This window comes from Allopontixanthobacter sp. (genome assembly GCF_034376665.1).
Classification (GTDB): Bacteria; Pseudomonadota; Alphaproteobacteria; order Sphingomonadales; family Sphingomonadaceae; genus Allopontixanthobacter.
Genome location: NZ_JAXMJI010000021.1, coordinates 12,230 through 34,272, shown reverse-complemented (window position 1 = coordinate 34,272; position 22,043 = coordinate 12,230). Strand labels below are relative to the sequence as shown.

Genomic DNA, 22,043 nt, shown 5'->3' with positions numbered 1-22,043 from the left:
GACCGTTTAGGGGTGGTTACCCACCACTCCTCTTGTTCTCCCGCTCCAGCAGCTGCCGCTTGATCTCGGTCCCATAGGCATAGCCCCCCAGCGAGCCGTCGGACCGAACCACCCGGTGGCAAGGGATCAACACCGCAACGCAGTTTGCGCCGTTGGCGCTGCCCGCTGCGCGGACGGCTTTGGGGTTGCCCGCCGCCGCCGCGATTTCCGCGTAGGAGCGGGTTTCGCCCGGAGGGATCTTGCGCAGCTCTGCCCACACCGCTTCCTGGAACGCGGTGCCTTTGACATCGAGCGGAATGTCGCCCCCGGTGCCGGGCTGTTCGACCGCGCCGATTACCCGTTGCAGCAGGTCCGCGAAATCTGCGCCGCCTTCGACCAGTTCCGCATGGGGGAACCGCGCGGTCAGTTCCGCTTCGCCCTCGGCGAAGGACAGGCGGCACACGCCCTTGTCGGTCGCGGCCACCAGCATCGGTCCGAGCGTGGTCTGCACTACCGCCCAGCGGATCGTCACCCCCGCCCCGCCGCCGCGCCATGCCGATGCGCTCATCCCCAACCTCCCCTGCATCGAATCGTAGAAGCGTGAGGCGGTTTCGAACCCCGCGTCGTAGATTGCGCCGGTCACGCTGTCCCCGTCGCTCAGCGCATCGCGGGCGCGCTCCTCGCGTAAGGCCCGGGCATAGGCTGCGGGCGACAGGCCGGTGGCGCGTTTGAACACCCGCTGGAAATGGGAAGGAGAATAGCCGACCTGCTGCGCCAACTCGCCCAGCAACGGCTGGCCGCCCGAAGATTTGATCTCGTCGATCGCCGCCAGCACCGCCGCTTCGTCGCGCCCGACATCGTCCGGCAGGCACCGCTTGCACGCGCGCAGGCCCGCCGCCCGCGCCTCGGCTCCGGAGGCGAAGAAACGCACATTGCCCCGGCCGGGGTGCCGGGCGGCGCAGGAAGGGCGGCAATAGATGCCGGTGCTGAGCACTCCGGTGACGAACCGCCCGTCATACGCCCGGTCGCGGCGCATTACCGCTTCCCATGCTTGATCGTCTCTGATTGCCTGATCGTCCATTGCAAAACCTCTATGCCACCTGCTGACTGCCCCTGTCACCTAAAGCCAATTTCCCGCCGCCGCTTCCCGAAGCTTGCGGTCAAAACCCTGCGCGGTCTAAGACGCGGCCATGAAGCGCCAAATTCTTGCCCTGCTGGCAATTTTCGCATTGCTGCTGCCCACGGGCGCGGCGGCCGATCCGGCGGATGTGTCCGCCGCCGCGCGGGGCGTGGTGCGGGTGGTGATCATGGGCACCGACGGCCAGCGGATTTTTCCGGTGAGCCACGGCAGCGGCTTTGCCGTCACCCCGACGCGCATCGTCACCAATTCGCACGTCGTGATGGAGGCGATAGAGGACAACACCTTGCGCATCGGGATCGTCCCGCCCGACGGGGACGAAGGCGCCTATGCAAAAGTCATCGCTGTCAGTCCGCGCAACGATCTGGCGCTGATCGAGATCGTCGGCAGCAATCTGCGCCTGCCGCCGCTCACTGTCACCGGTGCCGATGATCAGGACGGAGCAGAGGTTTCCGCGGTCGGCTATCCGATGAATGTCGACCAGGCGCAGGGCCTGGACATGAGCGATATTTTCGAATCGCAGCCGCCGGTGAAAAGCCGGGGCTTCCTGTCGGGCGTACGGCCATCGCGGCAGTTCGACACGATCCTGCACACCGCGCCGATTGCCCGCGGCAATTCCGGTGGGCCGCTGCTCGACAGTTGCGGCCGGGTGCTGGGCGTCAACAGTTTCGGCGCGGATTCGCAGGGCGGCGATGCGGAATTCTACTTCGCCGTCTCCACCCGCGAATTGCTGCCCTTCCTGCGCGCCAACGGGGTAACCGCACAGACCAACGCCCTGCCCTGCCGCAGCCTGTCGGAAATCGACGAGGGCGAGCGCGAACGGATCGAACGCGAACAATTGATCGCCCGGCAGGATCTGGCGCAGCGCGCGGAGGCGGACCGCGCCAAGAGGGATCGCGCCCGGCTGGAGGCCGAACTGTCGGTTGCCGAAGCGCGTGAAAACCAGATGGCAATCGCCGCTGTCCTGCTGCTGATCGCGGTTGGCGGCGGCGTGATCGCCTATCAGGCGCGCGGCACCGCGGGGCAGGAACGCAAATTTGCCATTGCCGGCGGGATCGCCGCGGTGGCATTCGTCGGCGCGCTGGCGGTGTGGTTCACCCGCCCCGGCCTCGACGAGATCGACCGGCGGGTTGCCGGGGCGATGCAGGCCGGAACAGGCAGCGGCGAGGATGGAAGCGCCTCCGAAGACGATGATCCCGGCGCAATCGACATGTCGGCACAGGCGCGCGGCGCGGGCGCACTTACCTGTGTGCTGCAGGAAGACCGCAGCCGCATCGTCGGCGCACCGGAGGAAGAGGTCGAATTCGCCTGGGCAGACAATGGCTGCGTCAACGAACGGACCCAGTACGGCTTTGCCGGCGGCGTCTGGTCCCGTGTGTTCGTGCCCAACGATGAGGCCGCCGTGTCGGTCAACCGCTACGATCCGGCCAGCAAGACTTTCCGCACCGACCGCTACCTACTCGGCCGGGCCGCGATGGACGAAGCGCGCGCCGCCCGCAGCGCCTATTCCGCGCCCCAATGCGGCAGCGACGGTGCAGCGTCGCGGCTGGGCGATCTGCAAGGCGCAGTAACCTCCGCCCTGCCCGCCCAACCGAACGAACGGCTGGTCTATAGCTGCGCGGAAAAAGCCCAGCCCTAAGTCGCCATATCCGGTTAGCGTAGGCGATCGCGGGGAAATCGGAAACGCTTCGCTCCGCGACGGGTTGCATCGCAGCATCCCCGATGATAGGGGCGCGCCAGCCGAACCGGGGCAGTGTTTTGCGCGTCCCATCCTAGGCTACACGACAACACCGTATCTTGCCGACCCAAGAGGACCCCAACGCGTGGAAATTTCCGCCGGTATTCAAGCTAGCCTCGCAGGGCGTTACGCTTCGGCCCTGTTCGAATTGGCTTCCGAAGCCGGGACGGTCACTGCGGTGGAAACCGACCTCGAAAAACTGCGCGCCGCGCTCGCCGAATCGGCAGACCTGCGGGCGCTGACCACCAACCCCGAAGTATCGCGCGACGCGGCGCAGGGCGCTATCGGCGGCGTAGCCCGCTTGCTCGGCCTGTCGCCGCTCACCGGCAATTTTCTCGGCGTGCTGGCGCAGAACCGCCGCCTGTCGCAGCTGCCCGCGATGATTCGCGCCTTCAACACCATCGCCGCTGCCCAGCGCGGTGAAGTGACCGCGGACGTAACCAGCGCCCACGCACTCAGCGACACGCAGCTCGCTTCGCTGAAGGATAAATTGACGGCCCGCGAAGGCCGCACTGTGAAATTGCAGACGAGCGTCGATCCCGACCTGCTTGGCGGCCTGGTGGTCACCATCGGGTCCCAGCGGATCGACGGATCGATCAAAACCCGGCTCAACTCCCTCGCTACCAAGATGATGAAGGCTGACGGCGTAATCGCCGATCAGAAAGGCTAACCCATGGAAATCCGTGCCGCAGAAATTTCGAAGGTCATCAAGGACCAGATCGCCAATTTTGGAACCGAAGCCGAAGTAACCGAAGTCGGTTCGGTCCTTTCGGTGGGTGACGGGATCGCCCGTATCCACGGCCTCGACAATGTCCAGGCCGGCGAAATGGTCGAATTTTCCAATGGCGTGCAGGGCATGGCCCTCAACCTCGAAGCGGACAATGTCGGCGTCGTGATTTTCGGCTCGGATTCGGAAATCAAGGAAGGCGATGTCGTCAAGCGGACCGGCACCATCGTGGACGTCCCCGTGGGCAAGGAATTGCTCGGCCGCGTGGTCGATGCGCTCGGCAACCCCATCGACGGCAAGGGCCCGCTGAAAACCACGCAGCGCAGCCGCGTCGAAGTAAAGGCACCGGGCATCATCCCGCGCCAGTCGGTTTACGAACCCGTCCAGACCGGCCTCAAGGCGATCGACGCACTAGTTCCCGTCGGCCGCGGCCAGCGCGAATTGATCATCGGTGACCGCCAGACCGGCAAGTCCGCCGTAGCAATCGACACTTTCATCAACCAGAAGAACGCGCACCAGGGCGACGACGAGAAGCAGAAACTCTACTGCATCTATGTCGCCATCGGCCAGAAGCGTTCAACCGTTGCCCAGATCGTGAAGAGCCTGGAAGAAAACGGCGCGATGGAATATTCCATCGTCGTCGCCGCGACCGCTTCCGAGCCTGCTCCGCTACAATATCTCGCACCCTACACCGGCTGCGCGATGGGCGAATATTTCCGCGACAACGGCATGCATGCCGTGGTGGCCTACGACGATCTCTCCAAGCAGGCCGTCGCCTACCGCCAGATGTCCCTGCTGCTGCGCCGTCCGCCGGGGCGCGAGGCTTTCCCGGGCGACGTGTTCTATCTCCACTCGCGCCTGCTCGAACGCGCGGCGAAGATGAACGACGAACATGGCGGCGGCTCGCTGACCGCGCTGCCGATCATCGAAACGCAGGCCGGAGACGTGTCCGCCTATATTCCGACCAACGTGATTTCGATCACCGACGGCCAGATCTTCCTCGAAACCGAATTGTTCTACCAGGGCATCCGCCCGGCGATCAACGTCGGTCTGTCCGTGAGCCGTGTGGGCGGTGCCGCCCAGACCAAGGCTATGAAGAAAGTGTCCGGCTCGATCAAGCTGGAACTGGCGCAGTACCGCGAAATGGCGGCCTTCGCCCAGTTCGGTTCGGATCTCGACGCTTCGACCCAGAAGCTGCTCAACCGCGGTGCGCGGCTGGTGGAACTGCTCAAGCAGCCCCAGTTCTCGCCGCTGCCGTTCGAAGAACAGACGGTGTCGATCTTCGCAGGCACCAATGGCTATCTCGATGCCATCCCGGCAGCCCGCGTGGTGGAATACGAAGCCGCGATGCTCAGCCACATGCGCAGCGAACATTCCGACATCCTCGAGACGATCCGCACGTCCAAGAATTTCGATGACGATGTGAAGAAGCGCACCGTTTCCGCGCTCGACGCATTCGCCAAGATTTTCGCTTAAGCCTGCAGAGAACTAGGGAGCCGAAATGGCCTCGCTCAAAGAACTCAAGGATCGGATCGGGTCGGTAAAATCGACCCAGAAGATCACCAAGGCCAAGCAAATGGTCGCCGCGGCCAAGCTGCGCAAGGCGCAAGCCGCTGCCGAAGCCGCGCGTCCCTATGCCAGCCGGCTCGCCAGTGTCATGGCGGCGCTTGCGTCCAAGGTCGGCGGCGATGATGCTCCGAAACTGCTCAGCGGTACGGGCATGGACAAGCGCCACCTGCTGGTGGTTGCCAATTCCGACAAGGGCCTGGCCGGTGCGTTCAACGCGAACATCGTCCGCGCCGCTCTGGTCAAGGCGCGCGCCTTGGAAGCCGAGGGCAAGACGGTCGAATTCTATCTGATCGGCAAGAAGGGCCGCGCCCCGATCAAGCGCGCGTTCCCGAACAATGTGGGCACCCAGTTCGACACCACCCATGTCCGCGAGCCGGGTTACGGCGAAGCAGAACGCGTCGCGGAAGAACTGGTCGAAATGTACGAAGCCGGCAAATTCGATGTCGCGCATCTGTTCTTCAGCCATTTCAAATCCGCGCTCACGCAGGAACCGACCGAGCAGCAGATCATCCCCGTACCCGCGCCCGAAATTGCTCCAGTGGAAACCGGCGCAGTAGTGGAATACGAACCGGGCGAGGAAGAAATCCTCGAGGCGCTGCTTCCGCGTTACCTGAAGACCCAGATATTCGGCGCACTGCTCGAAAACAACGCGTCCGAACAGGGCGCCTCGATGACCGCAATGGACAACGCCACGCGCAACGCGGGCGAGCTGATCGACAAGCTGACCATCCAGTACAACCGCAGCCGCCAGGCCGCGATCACCACCGAACTTATTGAAATTATCGCTGGAGCGGAAGCGCTGTAGCAACAGCAAAGCTGGCGCGCAGGCGCCTTGATTACTGTCGTCATCCCAGCGCAAGCTGGGATCTGGTCCAGCCAGGGACGACCCGGAACAGAGCGATCCCGGCTTCCGCCGGGATGACGAGATAGAGAAGAAGGCAAGGACGAATATCATGGCCACCGCCCCCGTACTCAACCAGGTAACCGCTGGCACCATCAGCCAGATCATCGGCGCCGTCGTCGACGTGGCGTTCCCCGGCGAACTGCCGTCGATCCTGACCGCGCTGGAAACCGACAACAACGGCAACCGGCTGGTGCTGGAAGTGGCGCAGCATCTGGGTGAAAACACCGTCCGCTGCATCGCGATGGACGCCACCGAAGGCCTCACCCGCGGCCAGAGCGTCACCAGCACCGGACAGCAGATTTCCGTGCCCGTCGGCCCCAAGACACTCGGCCGGATCATGAACGTGATCGGCGAACCGATCGACGAACGCGGCCCTGTCGGCGCGGAAAAGCGCAACCCGATCCATGCCGAAGCTCCGCTGTTCGTCGACCAGTCGACCGAAGCGGCCATTCTGGTCACCGGGATCAAGGTCATCGACTTGCTCGCACCCTATGCCAAGGGCGGCAAGATCGGCCTGTTCGGCGGCGCGGGCGTGGGCAAGACCGTGCTGATCCAGGAACTGATCAACAACATCGCCAAGGGTCACGGCGGCGTGTCCGTGTTCGCCGGCGTGGGTGAACGCACCCGCGAAGGTAACGACCTTTACCACGAATTCCTCGACGCCGGCGTTATCGCCAAAGATGCGGACGGCAACGCGACCTCCGAAGGTTCCAAGGTGGCGCTGGTGTTCGGCCAGATGAACGAGCCGCCGGGCGCACGTGCCCGCGTCGCCCTGTCCGGCCTGACCATGGCAGAATATTTCCGCGATGAAGAAGGCCAGGACGTGCTGTTCTTCGTCGACAACATCTTCCGCTTCACCCAGGCCGGTTCCGAAGTGTCCGCCCTGCTCGGCCGTATTCCTTCGGCCGTGGGCTATCAGCCGACTCTGTCGACCGACATGGGCAACCTCCAGGAACGCATTACCTCCACCAACAAGGGGTCGATCACCTCGGTGCAGGCCATCTACGTTCCCGCAGATGACCTTACCGACCCAGCCCCGGCTGCATCCTTCGCCCATTTGGACGCGACGACCACGCTGAACCGCGCGATTTCCGAACTCGGCATCTATCCTGCGGTGGACCCGCTCGATTCCACCAGCCGCGTTCTCGAACCGCGCGTCGTGGGTGACGAGCATTACCAGACGGCGCGCCGCGTCCAGGAAACGCTGCAGAAGTACAAGAGCCTGCAGGACATCATCGCCATTCTCGGGATGGACGAACTTTCGGAAGAGGACAAGCTGACCGTTCAGCGCGCGCGCAAGATCCAGAAGTTCCTCAGCCAGCCGTTCCACGTGGCCGAAGTCTTCACCAACATCCCCGGCAAGTTCGTGGCGCTGGAAGACACCGTGGCATCGTTCAAGGCCGTGGTCGAAGGCGAATACGATCACCTTCCCGAAAGCGCCTTCTACATGGTCGGCGGGATCGACGAAGCGGTCGCCAAGGCCAAGAAAATGGCCGAGGACGCTTGAATCTGATCTAGCCCCTTCCTCTTCAGAGGAGGGGGTTGGGGGTGGTGGCAAGCGTAGCGAGCGTCAATGCACCACCCGGCTGCGACTAGCCAGCAAGCTGCCAAGTCTCGCTGCCCCTCCTCTGAAGAGGAGGGGGTTTTGAGGAAAGAACAATGCCGCTACACTTCGAACTCGTCACCCCTGCCCGGCTGGTCCGCTCGGAAGATGTCCACATGGTGGTCGTCCCCGGCACGGAAGGCGAGTTTGGCGTGCTGGAGGGCCATGCGCCCTTCATGTCCACCATCCGCGACGGTGCGGTGCAGGTTTACAAAACCGAAGGCAGCACGCCCGAACTGATCGAAGTGCGCGGCGGCTTTGCGGAGGTTGGCGACAGCGGGTTGACCGTGCTGGCGGAGCATGTCGACGGGGACTAGTTCTCCGCCTGATCCTTAATTCCCGCTCTCGTCCGGCCCGTTCTTAGTAGAATTGTCTCCGGCCTTCTTCTTTTTCATCGTGTCGTGGAAACGGTCGGCCCAGCCCGGCTTGATCAATTGTTCCGCGCGCACCATCCGCAATTCGCCGTCGGCAACGTCGCGGCTGACGGCGCTGCCCGCCGCGACAATCGCATCCGCGCCGATCTTTACCGGCGCGATCAGCGCGCTGTTGGAACCGATGAAGGCGCGCGCACCGATCACCGTCCGGTGCTTGAAATAGCCATCGTAATTGCAGGTGATCGTTCCCGCGCCGATGTTCGCCTCTGCCCCGATCGTCGCATCCCCGATATAGGTCAGGTGGCTCGCCTTGGCACCCTTGCCCAAAGTCGCGTTCTTGATTTCGACGAAATTGCCCACCTTCGCGCCTTCTTCCAGCACCGTGCCGGGCCGCAGGCGGGCATAGGGGCCGACCACGGCCCGTTCGCCCACGCTGGCACCCTCCAGATGGCTGAAGGCGCGGATGGTGGCATGGTCCGCCACCGTCACACCCGGCCCGAAGACGACATTCGGTTCCACCGCCACGTCGCGGCCAAGCCGTGTGTCCCAGCTGAAGAAAACGGTCTCCGGCGCTGTCAGTGAAGCCCCGTCGGCCATCGCTTCCGCGCGGCGCACTTGCTGCCAGTAGCGTTCGGCCTCCGCCAGATCGGCGCGGCTGTTGATCCCGGTGATTTCGCCCGGATCCTCGGTCCTTACCACCGCGCTAAGCCGGCCGTCCGCAATTGCGACATTGGCGGCATCGACGAGATAATATTCGCCTTGCGCGTTGTCGTTGCCCACGCGGGCCAGCAGGTCGAACAGATCCGCCGCGCGCGCCGCCATCAGCCCGGAATTGCACAGGCGACAGGCGCGTTCTTCCTCGCTCGCATCCTTGTGTTCGACCATCTTGACGATCCGGCCGGCGTCGTCGGCGATCACCCGGCCGTATTGCAGCGTATCGTCCGGTTCGAAACCCAGCACAACCACCGCGGGCGCATCGTCCGCGTGCAACCGGTCGAGCATCTTGCGCAAGGTGGCGGGGCGCACCAGGGGAACATCGGCGAAAAGGACGAGCACATCGCCCTCGAGATCGGGCAGCGCGCTCTGCGCCTGCTGCACCGCGTGGCCGGTGCCCAGCTGTGGTTCCTGCAGGCAGGTTTCCGCCCTCCCGCCCAGCGCGCGTTCGATCTGGTCCCGCCCTGCACCGACTACCACTACGGTTTGCGCCGGGTTCAACTGCTCCGCGGAAGCCATGAGATGGTCGAGCATCGGACGCCCGGCAATCGGGTGCAGCACCTTGTGAAGGTCCGATTTCATGCGGGTGCCCTTGCCCGCGGCCAGTATGATCGTGGTGAGTTTGGTCATGGCCCAAGGCCTTGCCACCAAACGCTTGCAGTTTGAAGATGCATCCGTCACTCGGCGGGGCATGAATGACATTACCCCCATCATACCGTTCGACATTGTCGGCTTTGATCTCGACGGTACGCTGCTCGACACCCACCGCGATCTCGGCGCGGCGGTGAACCATGCGCTGCAAATGGGCGGATTTGCGGCGGTGCCGGTGGCGGAGGTCGAAGGCCTGATCGGCGGCGGGGCCAAGCTGATGCTGCGCCGGGCGATCGACGATCAGGGCGGCATCACGGACGAGGATTTCCGGCCGCTCTACAAGGCACTGCTCGGCCATTACGCAGATAACAACACGGTCCACACCCGCCCTTATCCGGGCGCGGAGGAGGCGCTTGATGCACTCGCCTCGCAGGACATCAAGCTGGCCGTGGTGACCAACAAGTTCGAAAGCTTTGCCGCTGCGATCCTGACCCAATTGGGCCTCGCCGACCGCTTCGTCACCATCATCGGCGGGGACACGCTAGGCAAGGGACGCGCAAAGCCGCAGCCCGATCCGATACTGGAAGCGATCGCGCGCTGCGGCGGCGGGCGCTGCGCCTTCGTGGGCGACAGCAGTTACGACATGGCCTCCGCCCGCGCCGCCAATGTGCCGGTCATTGCAGCCGGCTATGGCTATTGCGACGTGCCGCCGCACGAATTGGGCGCGGACGCCGTCATCGCCGATTTCAGCGAACTGATCCCCGCCCTTCAGACGCTATAACAGCCGCTCAGAAATCGACCTGCGCACGGACACCGAAGCTGTCCACGCTGTAATCCGTCGATGTCCCGGCCGCGATCGCGGCATCGCGGTACTGGTTGCGCCAGTAATTCAGCATGAAGCGGGTGTAGTCGGTCGGGGTCCAGATCACCGAAAGCCCGTAGGAATCCTGCGTCCCGCCGATGATCGCCGCGTCGCTGAGGTCGAGATGATCGTAGCGCGCGTTGACCTGCACCGCACCGAACCCGCCCTTGCCCACCGGATTCTTCGGTTTCACCCGGTCGAATTTGTTGCCCTTGTATCCGCGGCTGTCACCAGGGGTCAGGAAATAGCCCACCTCCGCATAGCCGCCGAAGAAGGTCGGATCGGCCAAGGCACCGGGGCGGTCCACCTGCTGCCAGAAAGTCTCGCCCGTCACGTGAAGCGGGCCCTTGATCGCCGCCAGTTCCAGCCCGTAACCGAGTTCGCTGTCAGCCCCGATATTGCCGGTGTTGACGAAGCGGGTGTCGGTGAAATGGACTTGCGGCCGCTGGCGGTAGCGGACGTCGGCTTGTGCATCGTTGAGATCGCGGTAGTGCACCGAGGCACCGGCGTGGAGCTGGAGATCACCCAGTTTCGGTGCCACCACTGCGCGCGCGTCGGCCCCCCAACTGTTGTTACTGGCATCCAGATTGTCGATATTGTCGGTGAACACCCCGCCCTGGAACAGCAGATTGCCCTTTCCGTAGGACGCCGACAAGCCGACCCGGCGCTGGAAATCGAATGCGTCGGTAAAGGCCGCGCGTTCCATGAAGCTGGTGAAGCGGCTGCTGGTCAGTTCCTCTAGCCCCTGGAAATTGTTGTGCTGGCCGACCGTCAGCGTGGTGTCGCCCGCGTCATAACCCAAAATCGCGTCAGTGATTTCGACTTCGCCGCCGGTAAACTCCAGCTCCATCTTGTAATTGAAGCCGCCGGGAATATCGCCCTGCACGCCGAACCGGGCGCGCCGCACCTCGTTGCCGAAACCAAGCCCCGGATCGGCGATGGAGGCGGGTGCGTTGACCGATCCTGCGTCGAACATCAGCCGGCCGAATGGCTGAAAGCTCCAGCCGCCTTGTGTCTCGAGCCGGGCGACCTGCGTCCCGGCGGCCGCGGGCGCTTGGGCCACTGGTGCGGCATTCCGAGGAGCGGCGGCGGCGGCTATCGACTGTGAAGCCTCGAGGCGGGCTTCCAGCGCTTCGATCTGCTGCGCCATCGCGGCCATCTGTTCGCGCATCGCGGCAATCTCGGCCTGCAGATCGCCAGTTTGGCTCTGTTCGCTTTGCGCATGGGCTGGTATGGTCCAGCCCAGCGCGGTCGCCAATGCCAGGGTCGAAAGGGTGCGGTGGATTGCCATCGGATCGGATCTCGTTTCGGTTGGGTTACGATTCGTTGACGCGTTTATGTCTGTCAAAAGACAGTTCCGTGACAATTGCCTGCCGCATTGCCGTTACGGCATTGTGATATCGGTGCAGAACGGTTGAAAGTGGCTGAAAGCCGTGCCATTCCGCCCGGGTCCGAGGCCTCCCACTATGGAAACCGGCCCGTAATTAAAGATGGAGAACACCATGTCGATTTCTTTCAAGGATCGCGTCGCAATCGTAACCGGTGCCGGCGGCGGCCTCGGCAAGGAATATGCACTGGAACTGGCCCGCCGCGGCGCGAAAGTTGTAGTCAACGACCTCGGCGGATCGCGTGACGGCACCGGCACTTCCGACGCGGCCGCGCAGGTCGTCGCAGAAATCGAGGCAATGGGCGGCGAGGCGATGGCCAACGGCGCGTCCGTCACCGAATACGACCAGATGGAAAAGATGGTTGCCGACGCGAAACAGAAATGGGGCGGCGTCCATATCCTGATCAACAACGCCGGCGTCCTGCGCGACAAGAGCTTCGCCAAGATGAGCCCGGAGGATTTCGAATTCGTCGTCCGCGTCCACCTGCTCGGCTCCGCCTATGCCACCAAGGCGTGCTGGGACCTGTTTCGCGAGCAGGCCTACGGCCGCATCCTGATGACCGCCAGCTCGACCGGCCTGTTCGGCAATTTCGGCCAGGCCAATTACGGCGCGGCCAAGCTCGGCCTCGCGGGCCTGACCAAGACGCTTCACCTTGAAGGCGCAAAATACAACATCCGCTGCAATTCGCTCAGCCCTGTCGCCGGAACCCGGATGACGGAAGACATCTTCCCCGAACAGGCGTTCGAATTGTTCAGCCCGACCAATGTGGTTCCCGCCGCGCTGTATCTGGTGAGCGAGGATTCGCCGACCAACGCCATCGTCGGCGTGGGTGCGGGCGGTTTCCACTCCGCATGGGTGACGATGAACGACGCCGTCTGGCTGAAGGAAGAAGACCGCACGGTCGAAGGCTTCGCCGCGCGGTGGGACGACATCAACAGCATGACCAATCTGAAAGCGCCGCAGTCCGGCAGCGAACAGAGCGCCGAGATCCTGAAAGCGATGCAGAAAGTGCTTGGCGCCGACGGTGCGCCATCCTCCGCACGGGGATAAGCGCGTACGGTCAAAGACTGTATTGACCAACTAACACACTTGGCGTATCTCCCGACAAATAAAGGGGAGATACGCCGCATGTACAGTCAGGACGAGATCAATTCGGCAGTAAGCGCGGGGGTTCTGGCTCCCGAGGCCGCGGACAAACTCCGCGCCCATGTCGTCAGCATTCGCGAACGGCCGGTGACCGACGAGGAACACTTCCGCTTCGTCAGCAGCTTCAACGATATTTTCGTGTCGATCGGCGTGGTGATCCTGCTGTTCGCGGTCGCTGCGATCGGGCAGGCAATCGGCACAGCCGCCTTCGCGGTCGATCCGAACGATTTCGGCGGAAATTCCCGATTCGTGCGCCAGGAATCAGCGGAAATCATGTTCGGAGCGGCCCTGGCTGCGGCGACGGCCTGGCTGCTGGCGGAATTCTTCACCCGCAAACGCCGAATGGCACTGCCCAGCATCATCCTGCTGCTCGCCTTCGTAGCTGGTCTGTTGTTCACCTCCCTGGGTCTCGCCGCGACGATTGCCGGGCCTGACAACATCGGCTCCGGCAGCGGGTATCTCATCGCCGCTTTCGCGTCCGGTTCCGGCCTGATCGCCGCAGGCGGCGCGTGGCTGCATTGGCGGCGGTTCGGCGTTCCGATCACGATTGCCGCCGGTGCGGGCGCGCTGGCGATATTTGCAATCATGCTGGTCGTCTCTGTATTGGCATCGGCCACCAGCCTGAACGGAGACACACTGATCCTCCCGCTGGTGTTCCTGTCCGGTATGGCAATTTTCATGCTCGCCATGCGGTGGGACATGAGCGACCGCGAGCGGCAGACCCGCCGCAGCGACGTCGCCTTCTGGCTTCACCTGCTGGCCGCGCCGATGATTGCTCACCCGCTGTTCCACTGGCTCGGCGTAACCGACGGGCAGGACATCGGGGTGGGTGCAGCGGCAGGCGCGCTCGCGGTGTATGTCGCGATGGGTCTGGTTGCGCTGGCGATCGATCGGCGCGCGCTGCTGGTGTCTGCCCTCGCCTATGTGCTGGTCACGCTGGCATCGCTGTTCGACCGGTTCGGCGCGGTGGAATTAAACGTGGCGCTCACTGCGCTGGTGATCGGCTCCGCCCTGCTCACCCTGTCGGCGTTCTGGACCCCCATCCGGCGTGTCGTGGTCGAGCAGCTGCCTGCCACGATGCGCAGCCGATTGCCCGCCGCGGGAGTACCGCTGACGGCCTAGACAGCCTTCACCAGCCGCCGTTCCACTGGGGCGAGGACGCCGCCGATGTCGTGCCCGCGTTTCAGGACCTGGCCGTGTTCGCCGTAGAGCGTCCACATGCCCTGCTTGCCGCGCAGCGCCGGGCGTTTCTCGACCCGCATCTGCGGGCGTTCGGCGGCCCGGCGGAAGGCGTCAAATACGGCCACATCGCGGTTGAAATCCATCGCGTAGTCGCGCCATTCGCCGGCTGCCACCATCCGGCCATATAGGTCCATGATCCGGCCGAGTTCCGCGCGCTCGAAACACACCTGCAGCGGCGCGCGTCCTTGGATTGAACCGCCGGGAAACGGGACGACGGAGCCCGGCGAGCCTCCGGCCATCAGCTATCGGTGCCGCTACGCTGCGCCGGGGCGTGCTCACCCGATTTGAGCGCTTCCAGTTCGGCGCGCATTTCGGCCATCTGGCGCTGCAATTCCTCAATCCGGCGAATGCCCGTGCCGACCATTTCCTCGCAAGGTTCATCGCAAGGCGTGCCGTAGGGGATGAATTCCCGGACCCATTCCTCTGCCGAAACCAGTGTGCTGCGCGCTTTCAGGCCGACCATTGTCGCCCCTTCGGGCACATCGTCCAGCACCACCGCGTTGGCGCCCACGCGGGCGCGCTTGCCAACGGTGATCGGGCCGATGATCTGGGCGCCCGAGCCGATAATCACATTGTCTGCCAGAGTGGGATGCCGCTTGCCGCCGCGGCCGTTGGTCGGATTGGTCCCGCCCAGCGTCACGCATTGGTAGATCGTTACATTGTCGCCGATCTCGGCGGTCTCGCCGATGACCGTAAAGCCGTGGTCGATGAAGAAATTGCGCCCGATTGTCGCGCCGGGGTGGATATCGATCGCGGTGATCATGCGGCTGAAATGGTTGACCAGCCGGGCCAAAAAATAGAGCTGCGCCCCGAACAGCCAATGCGCCACTCGGTGCAGCCCCAGCGCCCAGACGCCCGGGTACAGCAGCACTTCCCAGCGCGAACGCGGCGCGGGATCGCGCGCCCGGATGGAATCGAGATAGGAGGTCAAACGGTCAAACACTGGAACAATGTCCTTTCACGCAGCATCGTTTCAAGCCCCCGCTTTGTCAGGAGCGATTCTTTCACCAAAGCGGCGGCAATGCAAGGTTACAGCAACCTTGGTTGCTCGGCCCCCTGCACGGCTTCCAGTGCGTCGCGCCAGATGGACAGCGTGGCGGGTGCCTTGCGTTCCAGGCTGAGACGGTCGATCGTCGCTATCAGCCGCTCGATATCCGCGAAGCTGCGAACCGCGCGCGGCGCTAGATAGGTAAGCGCCCCTTCGCCCAAAACAAGCGCCCGCTGCGCCGCCAGGCTTTCCATCAATCCGGCCACCATCGCATCGTCGGGCGCGGCAATTTCCAGGTGGAGCGCTGCGCCGAGCCGCGATCGCAGGTCCGGCAGGGCGATGTCCCACGGCTGCGCGTCGCTGATCAGCAGCAGCGGCCGGCCATCTTCCTGCGCCCGGTTCCAGCGGTGGAACAGGTCCGTTTCGTCGAGCAGATTTGCCCCGTCGACGACTTCGCCCCGGCCGCGGCTCGCCGAACCCTGCGCGGAGAACCAGCGGCCCAGCAGGCTCTTGCCCGAACGGGGCGGTCCGGTGAGGATTGCGGTGCGAAACGGCCACTCGGAGGGGCTACGAAGAGCCTCGATCACGGTCCGGTTGGCATTCCCGATAACGATCCGCTGCGGATCTTCGGCCCGCCGGTGCGCCAGCGGCAGGGCGATCTGCGACATATCCCGCGCCATCACCCGCGCCTTATCGGCTGATGGCGAGCGCGTTGTTGCCCTGCGTCGCGGTAAATCCGCGCCCGCGCAGCGCCGCCGCCAATTGTTCGATCGTGCCGCCGTAGCTGACCCGCATCACGCTGGTGCCGCCAATCGCGATGCTGCTGGTCGCCGCGCCGCGCACGCCCGGTGCCGCCCTTACCGCCGCCAGCGTGGCATCGACCGAACTGCCATCGGGGCTGGCAAACTGCACCACATAGCTCGAAACCACCGCAGCCGGGGTGCCAGGCCCTTCGGGAGCAGGGACCGCTTCGCCCGCCGCGTCACCTGAGGCGGCGTCACTTCGGGCGCGTTCGCTGGCCTCCGCCGCGCGGCCGATTTCGAGCAGCCGCTGCAATGCCGGATCGAGCGTTGGCGAGCCCAGATTGAGCGTCGGGTCAGGCCGCAATTTTCCCTCGGCCAGCGCTCGCTCGAACACATTGTCCATCCGCTCCACCGCCTGCCCCAGCATACGGGGTATATCCGCATCGTTTTGGGCCCTGAGGGTAAAGCTGCCGAGATAGGTATTGTCCGGACCGTAGCGCGCCGTGAATCGGCCTTCGACCGGTCCGCCGGGCCATTGGCGTTCCAGATGGACGATCGGAATCAACACATCCGACGCGCCAAACTGGTCGAGCACATTGCGCCACCAGATGCGGCTGCGGCGGCTGGTCTGACCATAGGTGATCAGCAGCGAATCGCCGTTCGCACCAGAGGGACGGACATAATCGATCCGGCTGCCGCCCGCCTGGTATTCCGCCCAAGCCCGCTGCCATGGATTGACCATTTCGTAGACCCGCGCGGTGCCGCCTTCGAAGGTTACCGGCACCAGCAGCATCGGCGCTGAACGCTCGCGTTGCGCGCCAGAACCGAGCATCTGCCCTGCCCGTCCGCGGTCGAAAATTACCCCGAGCGTGGCGATGTAGCGGCGGGGACCGATGCGTTCCTGCTGGATTACCACCGCGGTTACCATCGAATCGAGCTCCGCATCAGACACTTGCGGTCCGCCGAGCTTCTTCCAGGCAAGCCGCTGCGCCTCAGACCAGCCCTTCCTCTGCGCGTCTTGGGCGTTGTCGCCTCGCACATCCACCTGGATCCCGCCGACTTCGATGTCGCTGCTGCTGGCGATGGCGGAAATGCCGCGCTCGCCCTCCACCTGTGCGAGCAGCGCCCGGCCAGCGAGGATCGCCAGCACCAGCACTGCAAGCGCCATCAACCCGTTCCGCAGGGTCGGGCGAAAGATGCCGTCGCGCACGGCGGCTGGAAGGGAGGGAGAATGACTCATCGGGGAAAACTTGGTGCCTTTTGCCCAATGACACGTGGAAATCCAAGCGCGAATGCGTAAAGCGGGGTCATGCCTGACGATAAGCCCGTGAATAACGCTCCTCCGGAACGCTACACCTACGCCAAAGCCGGTGTCTCGATCGACGCGGGGAATGCGCTGGTCAAGGCGATCGGGCCGCTGGTGAAGGCGACTGCGCGGCCCGGCGCCACGTCCGAACTGGGCGGGTTCGGCGGCTTTTTCGATCCGAAGGCGGCGGGCTATGGCGATCCCCTGCTGGTGGCGGCGAACGACGGCGTGGGCACCAAGCTGAAGCTGGCGATCGATCACGACCGGCACGATAGCGTCGGGATCGACCTGGTCGCAATGTGCGTCAACGATCTGATCGTCCAGGGCGCGGAACCACTGTTTTTCCTCGACTATTTCGCCACTGGCAAGCTGGAAACCGGCATTGCGGAGCGCGTGATCGCGGGCATCGCGGAAGGCTGCCTGACTGCCGGATGCGCGCTGATCGGCGGCGAGACGGCCGAAATGCCCGGTATGTACGCGCCGGGCGATTACGATCTGGCGGGTTTCTGCGTCGGCGCAGTCGAGCGCGGCGAGCAACTGACTGGCGACCGGGTTGCCCCGGGGCAGGTGCTGCTCGGCCTTGCCAGTTCGGGAGTCCATTCCAACGGCTATTCGCTTGTCCGGCGGCTGGCGGAAGACAAGGGCTGGAAACTGAACCGCCCCGCCCTGTTCGACCCTGAGCGTTTGCTGATCGACCATCTGATCGAACCGACCCGAATTTACGTCAAGAGCTTGCTGCCAGCGATCCGCAGCGGCAGGATTGCCGCCTGCGCGCATATTACCGGCGGCGGACTGCTGGAAAATATTCCCCGCGTGCTGCCCGACGGCGCGCACGCTGTCGTGAATGCGGACGGCTGGCCGCAGCCGCGCCTGATGGCGTTCCTGCAAGGCCAAGGGAATATCGAGCCGGAAGAAATGGCCCGCACCTTCAATTGCGGCGTCGGCATGGTGCTGGCGGTCGAAGTCGGCGATGTGGACGCGCTGACCGCCGAACTTACCGCTGCGGGCGAAACCGTGGTCCGCGTCGGCGAGATCGTGGCGGGCGACAAGGGCTGCACCGTGCGCGGATCGGCCGGAACATGGTCGGCAAAGGCGGACTGGGAAGCCCGCCACCTTGGCTGAGAACACGCCCGTCGCGGTGTTCATTTCCGGCAGCGGCACCAACATGGCCGCTCTGCTCTATGCCAGCCGGATCACGGGCGCACCGTACCGGATCGTGCTGGTCGCCAGCAACGATCCCGCGGCGGAGGGGCTCCGGCTGGCCGCGGCGGAAGGGATCGCAACTTTTGCCCTGCCTCACAAAAGCATGGCGCGTGTGGCCCATGACACCGCGATGGAAGCGGCGGCGGTGGAGGCGGGCGCGAAGATGATCGTGCTGGCGGGATATATGCGCATCCTGTCGGACGAGTTCGTGGACCGCTGGGCGGGACGGATGCTCAATATCCACCCTTCGCTGCTGCCAAAATATCGCGGCCTCGACACCTATGCCCGCGCGCTGGAGGCGGGTGACAGGGTCGCCGGAGCCAGCGTGCATCTGGTCAGCCGCGAGCTTGATGCGGGCGAAGTTCTGGGTCAGGCCGAGGTCGCCGTCCTGCCGGAAGACACCCCCGAAACGCTGGCGGCACGGGTCCGGCTGGCGGAACACCAACTCTACCCGCGTGTGCTTGGCGAATATGTCCGGCGTAGGGCCGCCAGCAGGAATTTGCCCTAGGCAAGCGGCTGCCTCTGTGCCGCCGGATCCCGGATTTGCATTTGCCCGAAATAGGCGTAGCACGTGGCCGGGGTCGTGCTCTGCGGCGATGGCTACAGCCAGGTCGCGTTGAACGAATGGGGAAACATATGAGAAAGATCCTGATGCTATCCGCGATTGCCGTTTTGGCAGCGTGCTCACCTGCCGAAACAACCGACGAAGCCGAAGCGCCAGCCGAAGTGGTTGAAGCACCCGTGGCAGTAACCGCAGCGGACGGGGGACCCAGCGCGGGCACCTACAAGATAACCTCGGCTGACGGCAAGGTCACGATGGAGGAAGTCCGCGCCGACGGAACCTACACTTCGACGACCGAAGGGGAAGCACCGAAGACCGGCACCTGGGAACAGAAATCGCCGGAAACCTACTGCACGACCGAAGACGCAGAAGGTGCAGTTCAGAAATGCCACACCGAAACGGTCGGCGAGGACGGAGTCTGGACTTCGACCGATCCCGAAGGTGAAGTCGTGACTGTGGAACGCGTGGAAGCCTGAATACCCTTTCACTAACAAGAAGGCCGCCGGATCGCTCCGGCGGCCTTTCGTGTTCTCAACCGGATTTTCCGATCAGCCGACGATTTCTTCCGGGGTGAAGAAATAGGCGATCTCGACGGCGGCATTTTCGTCCGAATCGGAACCGTGCACGGTGTTGGCTTCAATGCTTTCGGCCAGTTCGCCGCGGATCGTGCCGGGGGCGGCATCCTTGGGGTTGGTCGCGCCCATGATGTCGCGGTTGCGCTGCATTGCGTCTTCGCCTTCAAGGACCTGGACCACGACCGGGCCGCTGATCATGAAATCGACCAATTCGCCGAAGAACGGACGTTCGCGGTGGACGGCGTAGAAGCCTTCGGCCTGTTCGCGGCTCATGTGGATCCGCTTGGAAGCGACGACGCGCAGGCCGGCTTCTTCCAGCATCTTGGTCACCGCGCCGGTAATGTTGCGGCGGGTGGCATCGGGCTTGATGATCGAAAAGGTGCGGGTAACCGCCATGGGAAATTCCTGAATTGCTGGGTGATGGTGGGGAAATGCGTTGCGCGCGCCCCTAGCCCCGCCGGGCATTTAGCGCAAGGCCAAGCTGGTCATCCCATCTCGCGCCATTTTCCGCCTTCCTGCTTCCAGAAATGGCGTTCCATCGCCGCTTCCTTGCCCAGCGCGGTCCAGCATTCGCGGGCGTCCTGCCGGCGATCTTCGCCGAACAGCAGGAACGCGCGGTCGAAACGCGCGCTTTCCTCCCGCCATTTGCCGTCCGCCAGAATGACGAACTTTGCCGCATTCGCTGCCGTTAGATCGTCGGCGATAAGCACCGGCTGGCGTTCCTCATGCCCTTCGCCCGCGGTCCCGTGCGCCAGAAAGGCTTCGGGGGCCGCGGTCCACAGCGCCTGATCGATCCGCATCCTCTGTTCGGCATCGCCCGACACCACCAGCACGCGTTCCCCCGCCTGTTTCGCGGCGCGCGCCAGCAGCACCGCGACCGCTTCCGCCGGATCGCGGTCGAGCAGGTAGAAATCAACTCGCATCGACATCCGGGGTAAAGATAATCGGGTTTTTCGCGGAGGTTTTCTTGACCGCGGTGCTGCTTTTCGAGCGGCGGCACCGTTCCGAACAATAGCGGACATTGTCCCATTCGCGCGCCCATTTCTTGCGCCAGTTGAACGGCAGCCCGCAGGTCAGGCAGATCTTGCTCGGCAATTCGGCCTTGTGGGACGTGCGGGCCATCGGCTTTCCTCAGGCTTCTACATTGTCGCGGATATACTGGTCGATCAACCGCACCCCGAACCCGGTTGCGCCCTTGTCCCAGGTAGTGCCCGCCTTGTCCGCCCACGCCATGCCCGCGATATCGCAATGCGCCCACGGCGTGCCCTTGGCGATGAAACGCTGGAGGAACTGCGCCGCGGTGATCGACCCACCGGGGCGCGGGCCGACATTCTTAATGTCGGCAATCGGGCTGTCGATCAGCTTGTCATACGCAGGCGACAGCGGCATCCGCCATACCTTGTCGCCGGTCGCCTTGCCCGCCGCATCCAGCTTCGCCGCCAGATCTTCGTCATTGGCGAACATCCCGGCGTATTCGTGGCCAAGCGCGATAACCATCGCGCCCGTCAGCGTGGCGAAATCGACTATCGCGAGCGGGGAAAATTCCTGCTGCGCCCAATGCAGCGCGTCGCACAGGACCATCCGGCCTTCGGCGTCGGTGTTGAGCACCTCGATTGTCTGGCCGGACATGGATGTGACCACGTCGCCCGGACGCTGCGCCTTGCCGTCGGGCATATTCTCGACCAGGCCCATCACGCCGACGACATTCGCCTTCGCCTTGCGGGTTGCCAGCGCCAGCATTGCGCCAGCCACCGCCCCTGCGCCGCCCATGTCCCATTTCATTTCTTCCATGCCGGGACCGGGCTTCAGCGAAATGCCGCCGGTATCGAAGGTGACGCCCTTGCCGACAAAGCACATCGGTTTCGCGCCTGCATCGCCGCCGTTCCAGCGGATCGCGAGGATCCGGCTCGGCTGTTCGGAGCCCTGCCCTACCGCAAGAATCGATCCCATGCCCAGTTCCGCCATCTTGGCTTCATCCAGCACAATCAGCTCCGCGCCGGTGCCTTCAAAAACTTTCTGGCACCGTTCGACGAAACTGATCGGGAATACCTTGTTGGCCGGTTCCGCGACCAGATGACGGGTGAATTCGACCCCTGCCGCGACGGCAGAGGCATCTTTCCAGGCGGCTTCGGCACTTTCCGGCGCGCCGACCACGGTCACCGTCTTCAGGGTGATTTTCTGTTCTTCCTTCAGTCTGGTGCGGTATTCGTCATGCCGCCAGCCGCGCAGCCTGAGACCGAGCAGCACGGATGCGGCTTCCCTGGCGCTCAGGCCGCTGTTCGTCAGGTCAAGCGCCAGCGATGTTTCGCCCGAGGTCAGGAATTTCGCTGTCAGCGCGGCACCGGCTTTTTCCAGATTGGTCCGCCGGTCATCGCCGTTTTCGCCGCCCGAAGGGTCTCCCGCCCCGGCAATCGCGACGCGCAGGATGTCCCCCGAACGCTCGACAAATCCGTCGAAAACCTGGCCCGCGCTGCCCTTGAAGCGGGCGGTCTTCGCGCCTTCCACCAGCGCTGGTTCGAGCCCATCGGGCATCGCGCCCTTGTTCGTGACCAGGGCAATCAGCTTGGTGCCGGCGGGAATTGTTTGACTGAAGAGGATGTTCATGAAGGCTCCGAAAGGCAAAAGACAGCGTAGGTTCGCGGAACGCGGCAGCACAGGACCGCCGCTTCGCTTGGCGATTGCGATTAGGCG

Annotated in this window: 23 protein-coding genes; 12 read left to right on the top strand and 11 right to left on the bottom strand. The window is 64.1% G+C overall.

The window, feature by feature from the left end:
• Positions 1 to 16: 16 nt before the first annotated feature.
• A complete protein-coding gene (gene ada / locus U0988_RS02095; protein WP_322290996.1) occupies positions 17 to 1,060 on the bottom strand; it encodes a bifunctional DNA-binding transcriptional regulator/O6-methylguanine-DNA methyltransferase Ada in 1,044 nt (347 codons plus the stop codon).
• A 109-nt stretch (positions 1,061 to 1,169) separates the two neighbouring features.
• Here ada and U0988_RS02090 point away from each other — a divergent pair, with 109 nt between their 5' ends.
• The 6 genes from U0988_RS02090 to U0988_RS02065 all read left to right on the top strand — a co-directional run bounded on the left by U0988_RS02090 (position 1,170) and on the right by U0988_RS02065 (position 7,975).
• A complete protein-coding gene (locus tag U0988_RS02090; RefSeq protein WP_322290995.1) occupies positions 1,170 to 2,756 on the top strand; it encodes a serine protease in 1,587 nt (528 codons plus the stop codon).
• Between the two features lie 184 nt (positions 2,757 to 2,940).
• Positions 2,941 to 3,525 carry a F0F1 ATP synthase subunit delta gene (locus U0988_RS02085; protein ID WP_322290994.1) on the top strand — a complete coding sequence of 195 codons (585 nt, stop codon included), beginning with the start codon at positions 2,941 to 2,943 and terminating at the stop codon, positions 3,523 to 3,525.
• 3 nt (positions 3,526 to 3,528) lie between these two features.
• Complete coding sequence (gene atpA / locus U0988_RS02080) at positions 3,529 to 5,058, top strand: F0F1 ATP synthase subunit alpha (RefSeq protein ID WP_322290993.1); 1,530 nt, start codon at positions 3,529 to 3,531, stop codon at positions 5,056 to 5,058.
• 25 nt (positions 5,059 to 5,083) lie between these two features.
• Positions 5,084 to 5,956, top strand: coding sequence for a F0F1 ATP synthase subunit gamma (locus tag U0988_RS02075; RefSeq protein WP_322290992.1), 873 nt, complete (start codon positions 5,084 to 5,086; stop codon positions 5,954 to 5,956).
• 148 nt (positions 5,957 to 6,104) lie between these two features.
• A complete protein-coding gene (gene atpD / locus U0988_RS02070) occupies positions 6,105 to 7,562 on the top strand; it encodes a F0F1 ATP synthase subunit beta (RefSeq protein WP_322290991.1) in 1,458 nt (485 codons plus the stop codon).
• Positions 7,563 to 7,714: 152 nt separating this feature from the next.
• A complete protein-coding gene (locus U0988_RS02065) occupies positions 7,715 to 7,975 on the top strand; it encodes an ATP synthase F1 subunit epsilon (protein ID WP_322290990.1) in 261 nt (86 codons plus the stop codon).
• Positions 7,976 to 7,990: 15 nt separating this feature from the next.
• Here the strand turns inward: U0988_RS02065 and glmU are convergent, their stop codons facing one another.
• Positions 7,991 to 9,376: a bifunctional UDP-N-acetylglucosamine diphosphorylase/glucosamine-1-phosphate N-acetyltransferase GlmU gene (gene glmU, locus U0988_RS02060; protein ID WP_322290989.1), complete on the bottom strand. Its 1,386-nt coding sequence runs from the start codon at positions 9,374 to 9,376 to the stop codon at positions 7,991 to 7,993.
• A 61-nt stretch (positions 9,377 to 9,437) separates the two neighbouring features.
• Between glmU and U0988_RS02055 the strand changes: the two genes are divergently transcribed.
• Positions 9,438 to 10,118 (top strand): HAD-IA family hydrolase, encoded by a 681-nt coding sequence (locus U0988_RS02055; RefSeq protein WP_322290988.1) that lies wholly within the window; start codon positions 9,438 to 9,440, stop codon positions 10,116 to 10,118.
• Between the two features lie 7 nt (positions 10,119 to 10,125).
• On the opposite strand, the gene U0988_RS02050 is transcribed toward U0988_RS02055, so the two are convergent.
• Positions 10,126 to 11,490 (bottom strand): OprO/OprP family phosphate-selective porin, encoded by a 1,365-nt coding sequence (locus tag U0988_RS02050; RefSeq protein WP_322290987.1) that lies wholly within the window; start codon positions 11,488 to 11,490, stop codon positions 10,126 to 10,128.
• A gap of 211 nt (positions 11,491 to 11,701) precedes the next feature.
• Between U0988_RS02050 and U0988_RS02045 the strand changes: the two genes are divergently transcribed.
• Complete coding sequence (locus U0988_RS02045; RefSeq protein ID WP_322290986.1) at positions 11,702 to 12,637, top strand: SDR family NAD(P)-dependent oxidoreductase; 936 nt, start codon at positions 11,702 to 11,704, stop codon at positions 12,635 to 12,637.
• A 78-nt stretch (positions 12,638 to 12,715) separates the two neighbouring features.
• Positions 12,716 to 13,855, top strand: coding sequence for a hypothetical protein (locus tag U0988_RS02040; protein ID WP_322290985.1), 1,140 nt, complete (start codon positions 12,716 to 12,718; stop codon positions 13,853 to 13,855).
• Here the strand turns inward: U0988_RS02040 and U0988_RS02035 are convergent.
• From U0988_RS02035 to U0988_RS02020, 4 genes are all read right to left on the bottom strand, one after another.
• A complete protein-coding gene (locus U0988_RS02035) occupies positions 13,852 to 14,214 on the bottom strand; it encodes a DUF2794 domain-containing protein (RefSeq protein ID WP_322290984.1) in 363 nt (120 codons plus the stop codon). The two genes, U0988_RS02040 and U0988_RS02035, sit on opposite strands and share 4 nt — an antisense overlap.
• Positions 14,214 to 14,918 (bottom strand): serine O-acetyltransferase EpsC, encoded by a 705-nt coding sequence (gene epsC, locus U0988_RS02030; RefSeq protein WP_322290983.1) that lies wholly within the window; start codon positions 14,916 to 14,918, stop codon positions 14,214 to 14,216. Before epsC ends, U0988_RS02035 begins: the two co-directional genes overlap by 1 nt.
• 86 nt (positions 14,919 to 15,004) lie before the next feature.
• Positions 15,005 to 15,631: a DnaA ATPase domain-containing protein gene (locus U0988_RS02025; RefSeq protein ID WP_322290982.1), complete on the bottom strand. Its 627-nt coding sequence runs from the start codon at positions 15,629 to 15,631 to the stop codon at positions 15,005 to 15,007.
• 22 nt (positions 15,632 to 15,653) lie between these two features.
• The gene (locus U0988_RS02020) at positions 15,654 to 16,916 is read right to left on the bottom strand and encodes a heavy-metal-associated domain-containing protein (RefSeq protein WP_322290981.1); all 1,263 of its coding nucleotides are present in this window, start codon (positions 16,914 to 16,916) and stop codon (positions 15,654 to 15,656) included.
• Positions 16,917 to 17,033: 117 nt separating this feature from the next.
• Between U0988_RS02020 and purM the strand changes: the two genes are divergently transcribed.
• The 3 genes from purM (at position 17,034) to U0988_RS02005 (ending at position 19,253) form a co-directional block, all read left to right on the top strand.
• Positions 17,034 to 18,134 (top strand): phosphoribosylformylglycinamidine cyclo-ligase, encoded by a 1,101-nt coding sequence (purM, locus tag U0988_RS02015; RefSeq protein ID WP_322290980.1) that lies wholly within the window; start codon positions 17,034 to 17,036, stop codon positions 18,132 to 18,134.
• Positions 18,127 to 18,723, top strand: a complete 597-nt coding sequence (purN, locus tag U0988_RS02010; protein WP_322290979.1) for a phosphoribosylglycinamide formyltransferase — start codon at positions 18,127 to 18,129, stop codon at positions 18,721 to 18,723. Before purM ends, purN begins: the two co-directional genes overlap by 8 nt.
• Before the next feature lie 128 nt (positions 18,724 to 18,851).
• Positions 18,852 to 19,253: a hypothetical protein gene (locus U0988_RS02005; protein ID WP_322290978.1), complete on the top strand. Its 402-nt coding sequence runs from the start codon at positions 18,852 to 18,854 to the stop codon at positions 19,251 to 19,253.
• Between the two features lie 72 nt (positions 19,254 to 19,325).
• Here U0988_RS02005 and ndk read toward each other — a convergent pair whose 3' ends face one another.
• The 4 genes from ndk to U0988_RS01985 all read right to left on the bottom strand — a co-directional run bounded on the left by ndk (position 19,326) and on the right by U0988_RS01985 (position 21,956).
• Positions 19,326 to 19,748, bottom strand: a complete 423-nt coding sequence (gene ndk / locus U0988_RS02000; protein ID WP_322290977.1) for a nucleoside-diphosphate kinase — start codon at positions 19,746 to 19,748, stop codon at positions 19,326 to 19,328.
• An 89-nt stretch (positions 19,749 to 19,837) separates the two neighbouring features.
• Positions 19,838 to 20,281: a DNA polymerase III subunit chi gene (locus U0988_RS01995; protein ID WP_322290976.1), complete on the bottom strand. Its 444-nt coding sequence runs from the start codon at positions 20,279 to 20,281 to the stop codon at positions 19,838 to 19,840.
• Positions 20,265 to 20,474 carry a DUF2256 domain-containing protein gene (locus U0988_RS01990; RefSeq protein WP_160754791.1) on the bottom strand — a complete coding sequence of 70 codons (210 nt, stop codon included), beginning with the start codon at positions 20,472 to 20,474 and terminating at the stop codon, positions 20,265 to 20,267. Before U0988_RS01990 ends, U0988_RS01995 begins: the two co-directional genes overlap by 17 nt.
• A 9-nt stretch (positions 20,475 to 20,483) precedes the next feature.
• A complete protein-coding gene (locus U0988_RS01985) occupies positions 20,484 to 21,956 on the bottom strand; it encodes a leucyl aminopeptidase (RefSeq protein WP_322290975.1) in 1,473 nt (490 codons plus the stop codon).
• Between the last annotated feature and the right edge of the window lie 87 nt (positions 21,957 to 22,043).

What these genes read in the sequence shown, in the direction of transcription:
- ada (WP_322290996.1), bottom strand. Translation starts at nt 1,060, where the DNA reads ATGGACGATCAGGCAATCAGAGACGATCAAGCATGGGAAGCGGTAATG.
- U0988_RS02090 (WP_322290995.1), top strand. Translation starts at nt 1,170, where the DNA reads ATGAAGCGCCAAATTCTTGCCCTGCTGGCAATTTTCGCATTGCTGCTG.
- atpA (WP_322290993.1), top strand. Translation starts at nt 3,529, where the DNA reads ATGGAAATCCGTGCCGCAGAAATTTCGAAGGTCATCAAGGACCAGATC.
- U0988_RS02075 (WP_322290992.1), top strand. Translation starts at nt 5,084, where the DNA reads ATGGCCTCGCTCAAAGAACTCAAGGATCGGATCGGGTCGGTAAAATCG.
- atpD (WP_322290991.1), top strand. Translation starts at nt 6,105, where the DNA reads ATGGCCACCGCCCCCGTACTCAACCAGGTAACCGCTGGCACCATCAGC.
- U0988_RS02065 (WP_322290990.1), top strand. Translation starts at nt 7,715, where the DNA reads ATGCCGCTACACTTCGAACTCGTCACCCCTGCCCGGCTGGTCCGCTCG.
- glmU (WP_322290989.1), bottom strand. Translation starts at nt 9,376, where the DNA reads ATGACCAAACTCACCACGATCATACTGGCCGCGGGCAAGGGCACCCGC.
- U0988_RS02055 (WP_322290988.1), top strand. Translation starts at nt 9,438, where the DNA reads ATGAATGACATTACCCCCATCATACCGTTCGACATTGTCGGCTTTGAT.
- U0988_RS02050 (WP_322290987.1), bottom strand. Translation starts at nt 11,490, where the DNA reads ATGGCAATCCACCGCACCCTTTCGACCCTGGCATTGGCGACCGCGCTG.
- U0988_RS02045 (WP_322290986.1), top strand. Translation starts at nt 11,702, where the DNA reads ATGTCGATTTCTTTCAAGGATCGCGTCGCAATCGTAACCGGTGCCGGC.
- U0988_RS02040 (WP_322290985.1), top strand. Translation starts at nt 12,716, where the DNA reads ATGTACAGTCAGGACGAGATCAATTCGGCAGTAAGCGCGGGGGTTCTG.
- U0988_RS02035 (WP_322290984.1), bottom strand. Translation starts at nt 14,214, where the DNA reads ATGGCCGGAGGCTCGCCGGGCTCCGTCGTCCCGTTTCCCGGCGGTTCA.
- U0988_RS02025 (WP_322290982.1), bottom strand. Translation starts at nt 15,631, where the DNA reads ATGTCGCAGATCGCCCTGCCGCTGGCGCACCGGCGGGCCGAAGATCCG.
- U0988_RS02005 (WP_322290978.1), top strand. Translation starts at nt 18,852, where the DNA reads ATGAGAAAGATCCTGATGCTATCCGCGATTGCCGTTTTGGCAGCGTGC.
- ndk (WP_322290977.1), bottom strand. Translation starts at nt 19,748, where the DNA reads ATGGCGGTTACCCGCACCTTTTCGATCATCAAGCCCGATGCCACCCGC.
- U0988_RS01995 (WP_322290976.1), bottom strand. Translation starts at nt 20,281, where the DNA reads ATGTCGATGCGAGTTGATTTCTACCTGCTCGACCGCGATCCGGCGGAA.
- U0988_RS01990 (WP_160754791.1), bottom strand. Translation starts at nt 20,474, where the DNA reads ATGGCCCGCACGTCCCACAAGGCCGAATTGCCGAGCAAGATCTGCCTG.
- U0988_RS01985 (WP_322290975.1), bottom strand. Translation starts at nt 21,956, where the DNA reads ATGAACATCCTCTTCAGTCAAACAATTCCCGCCGGCACCAAGCTGATT.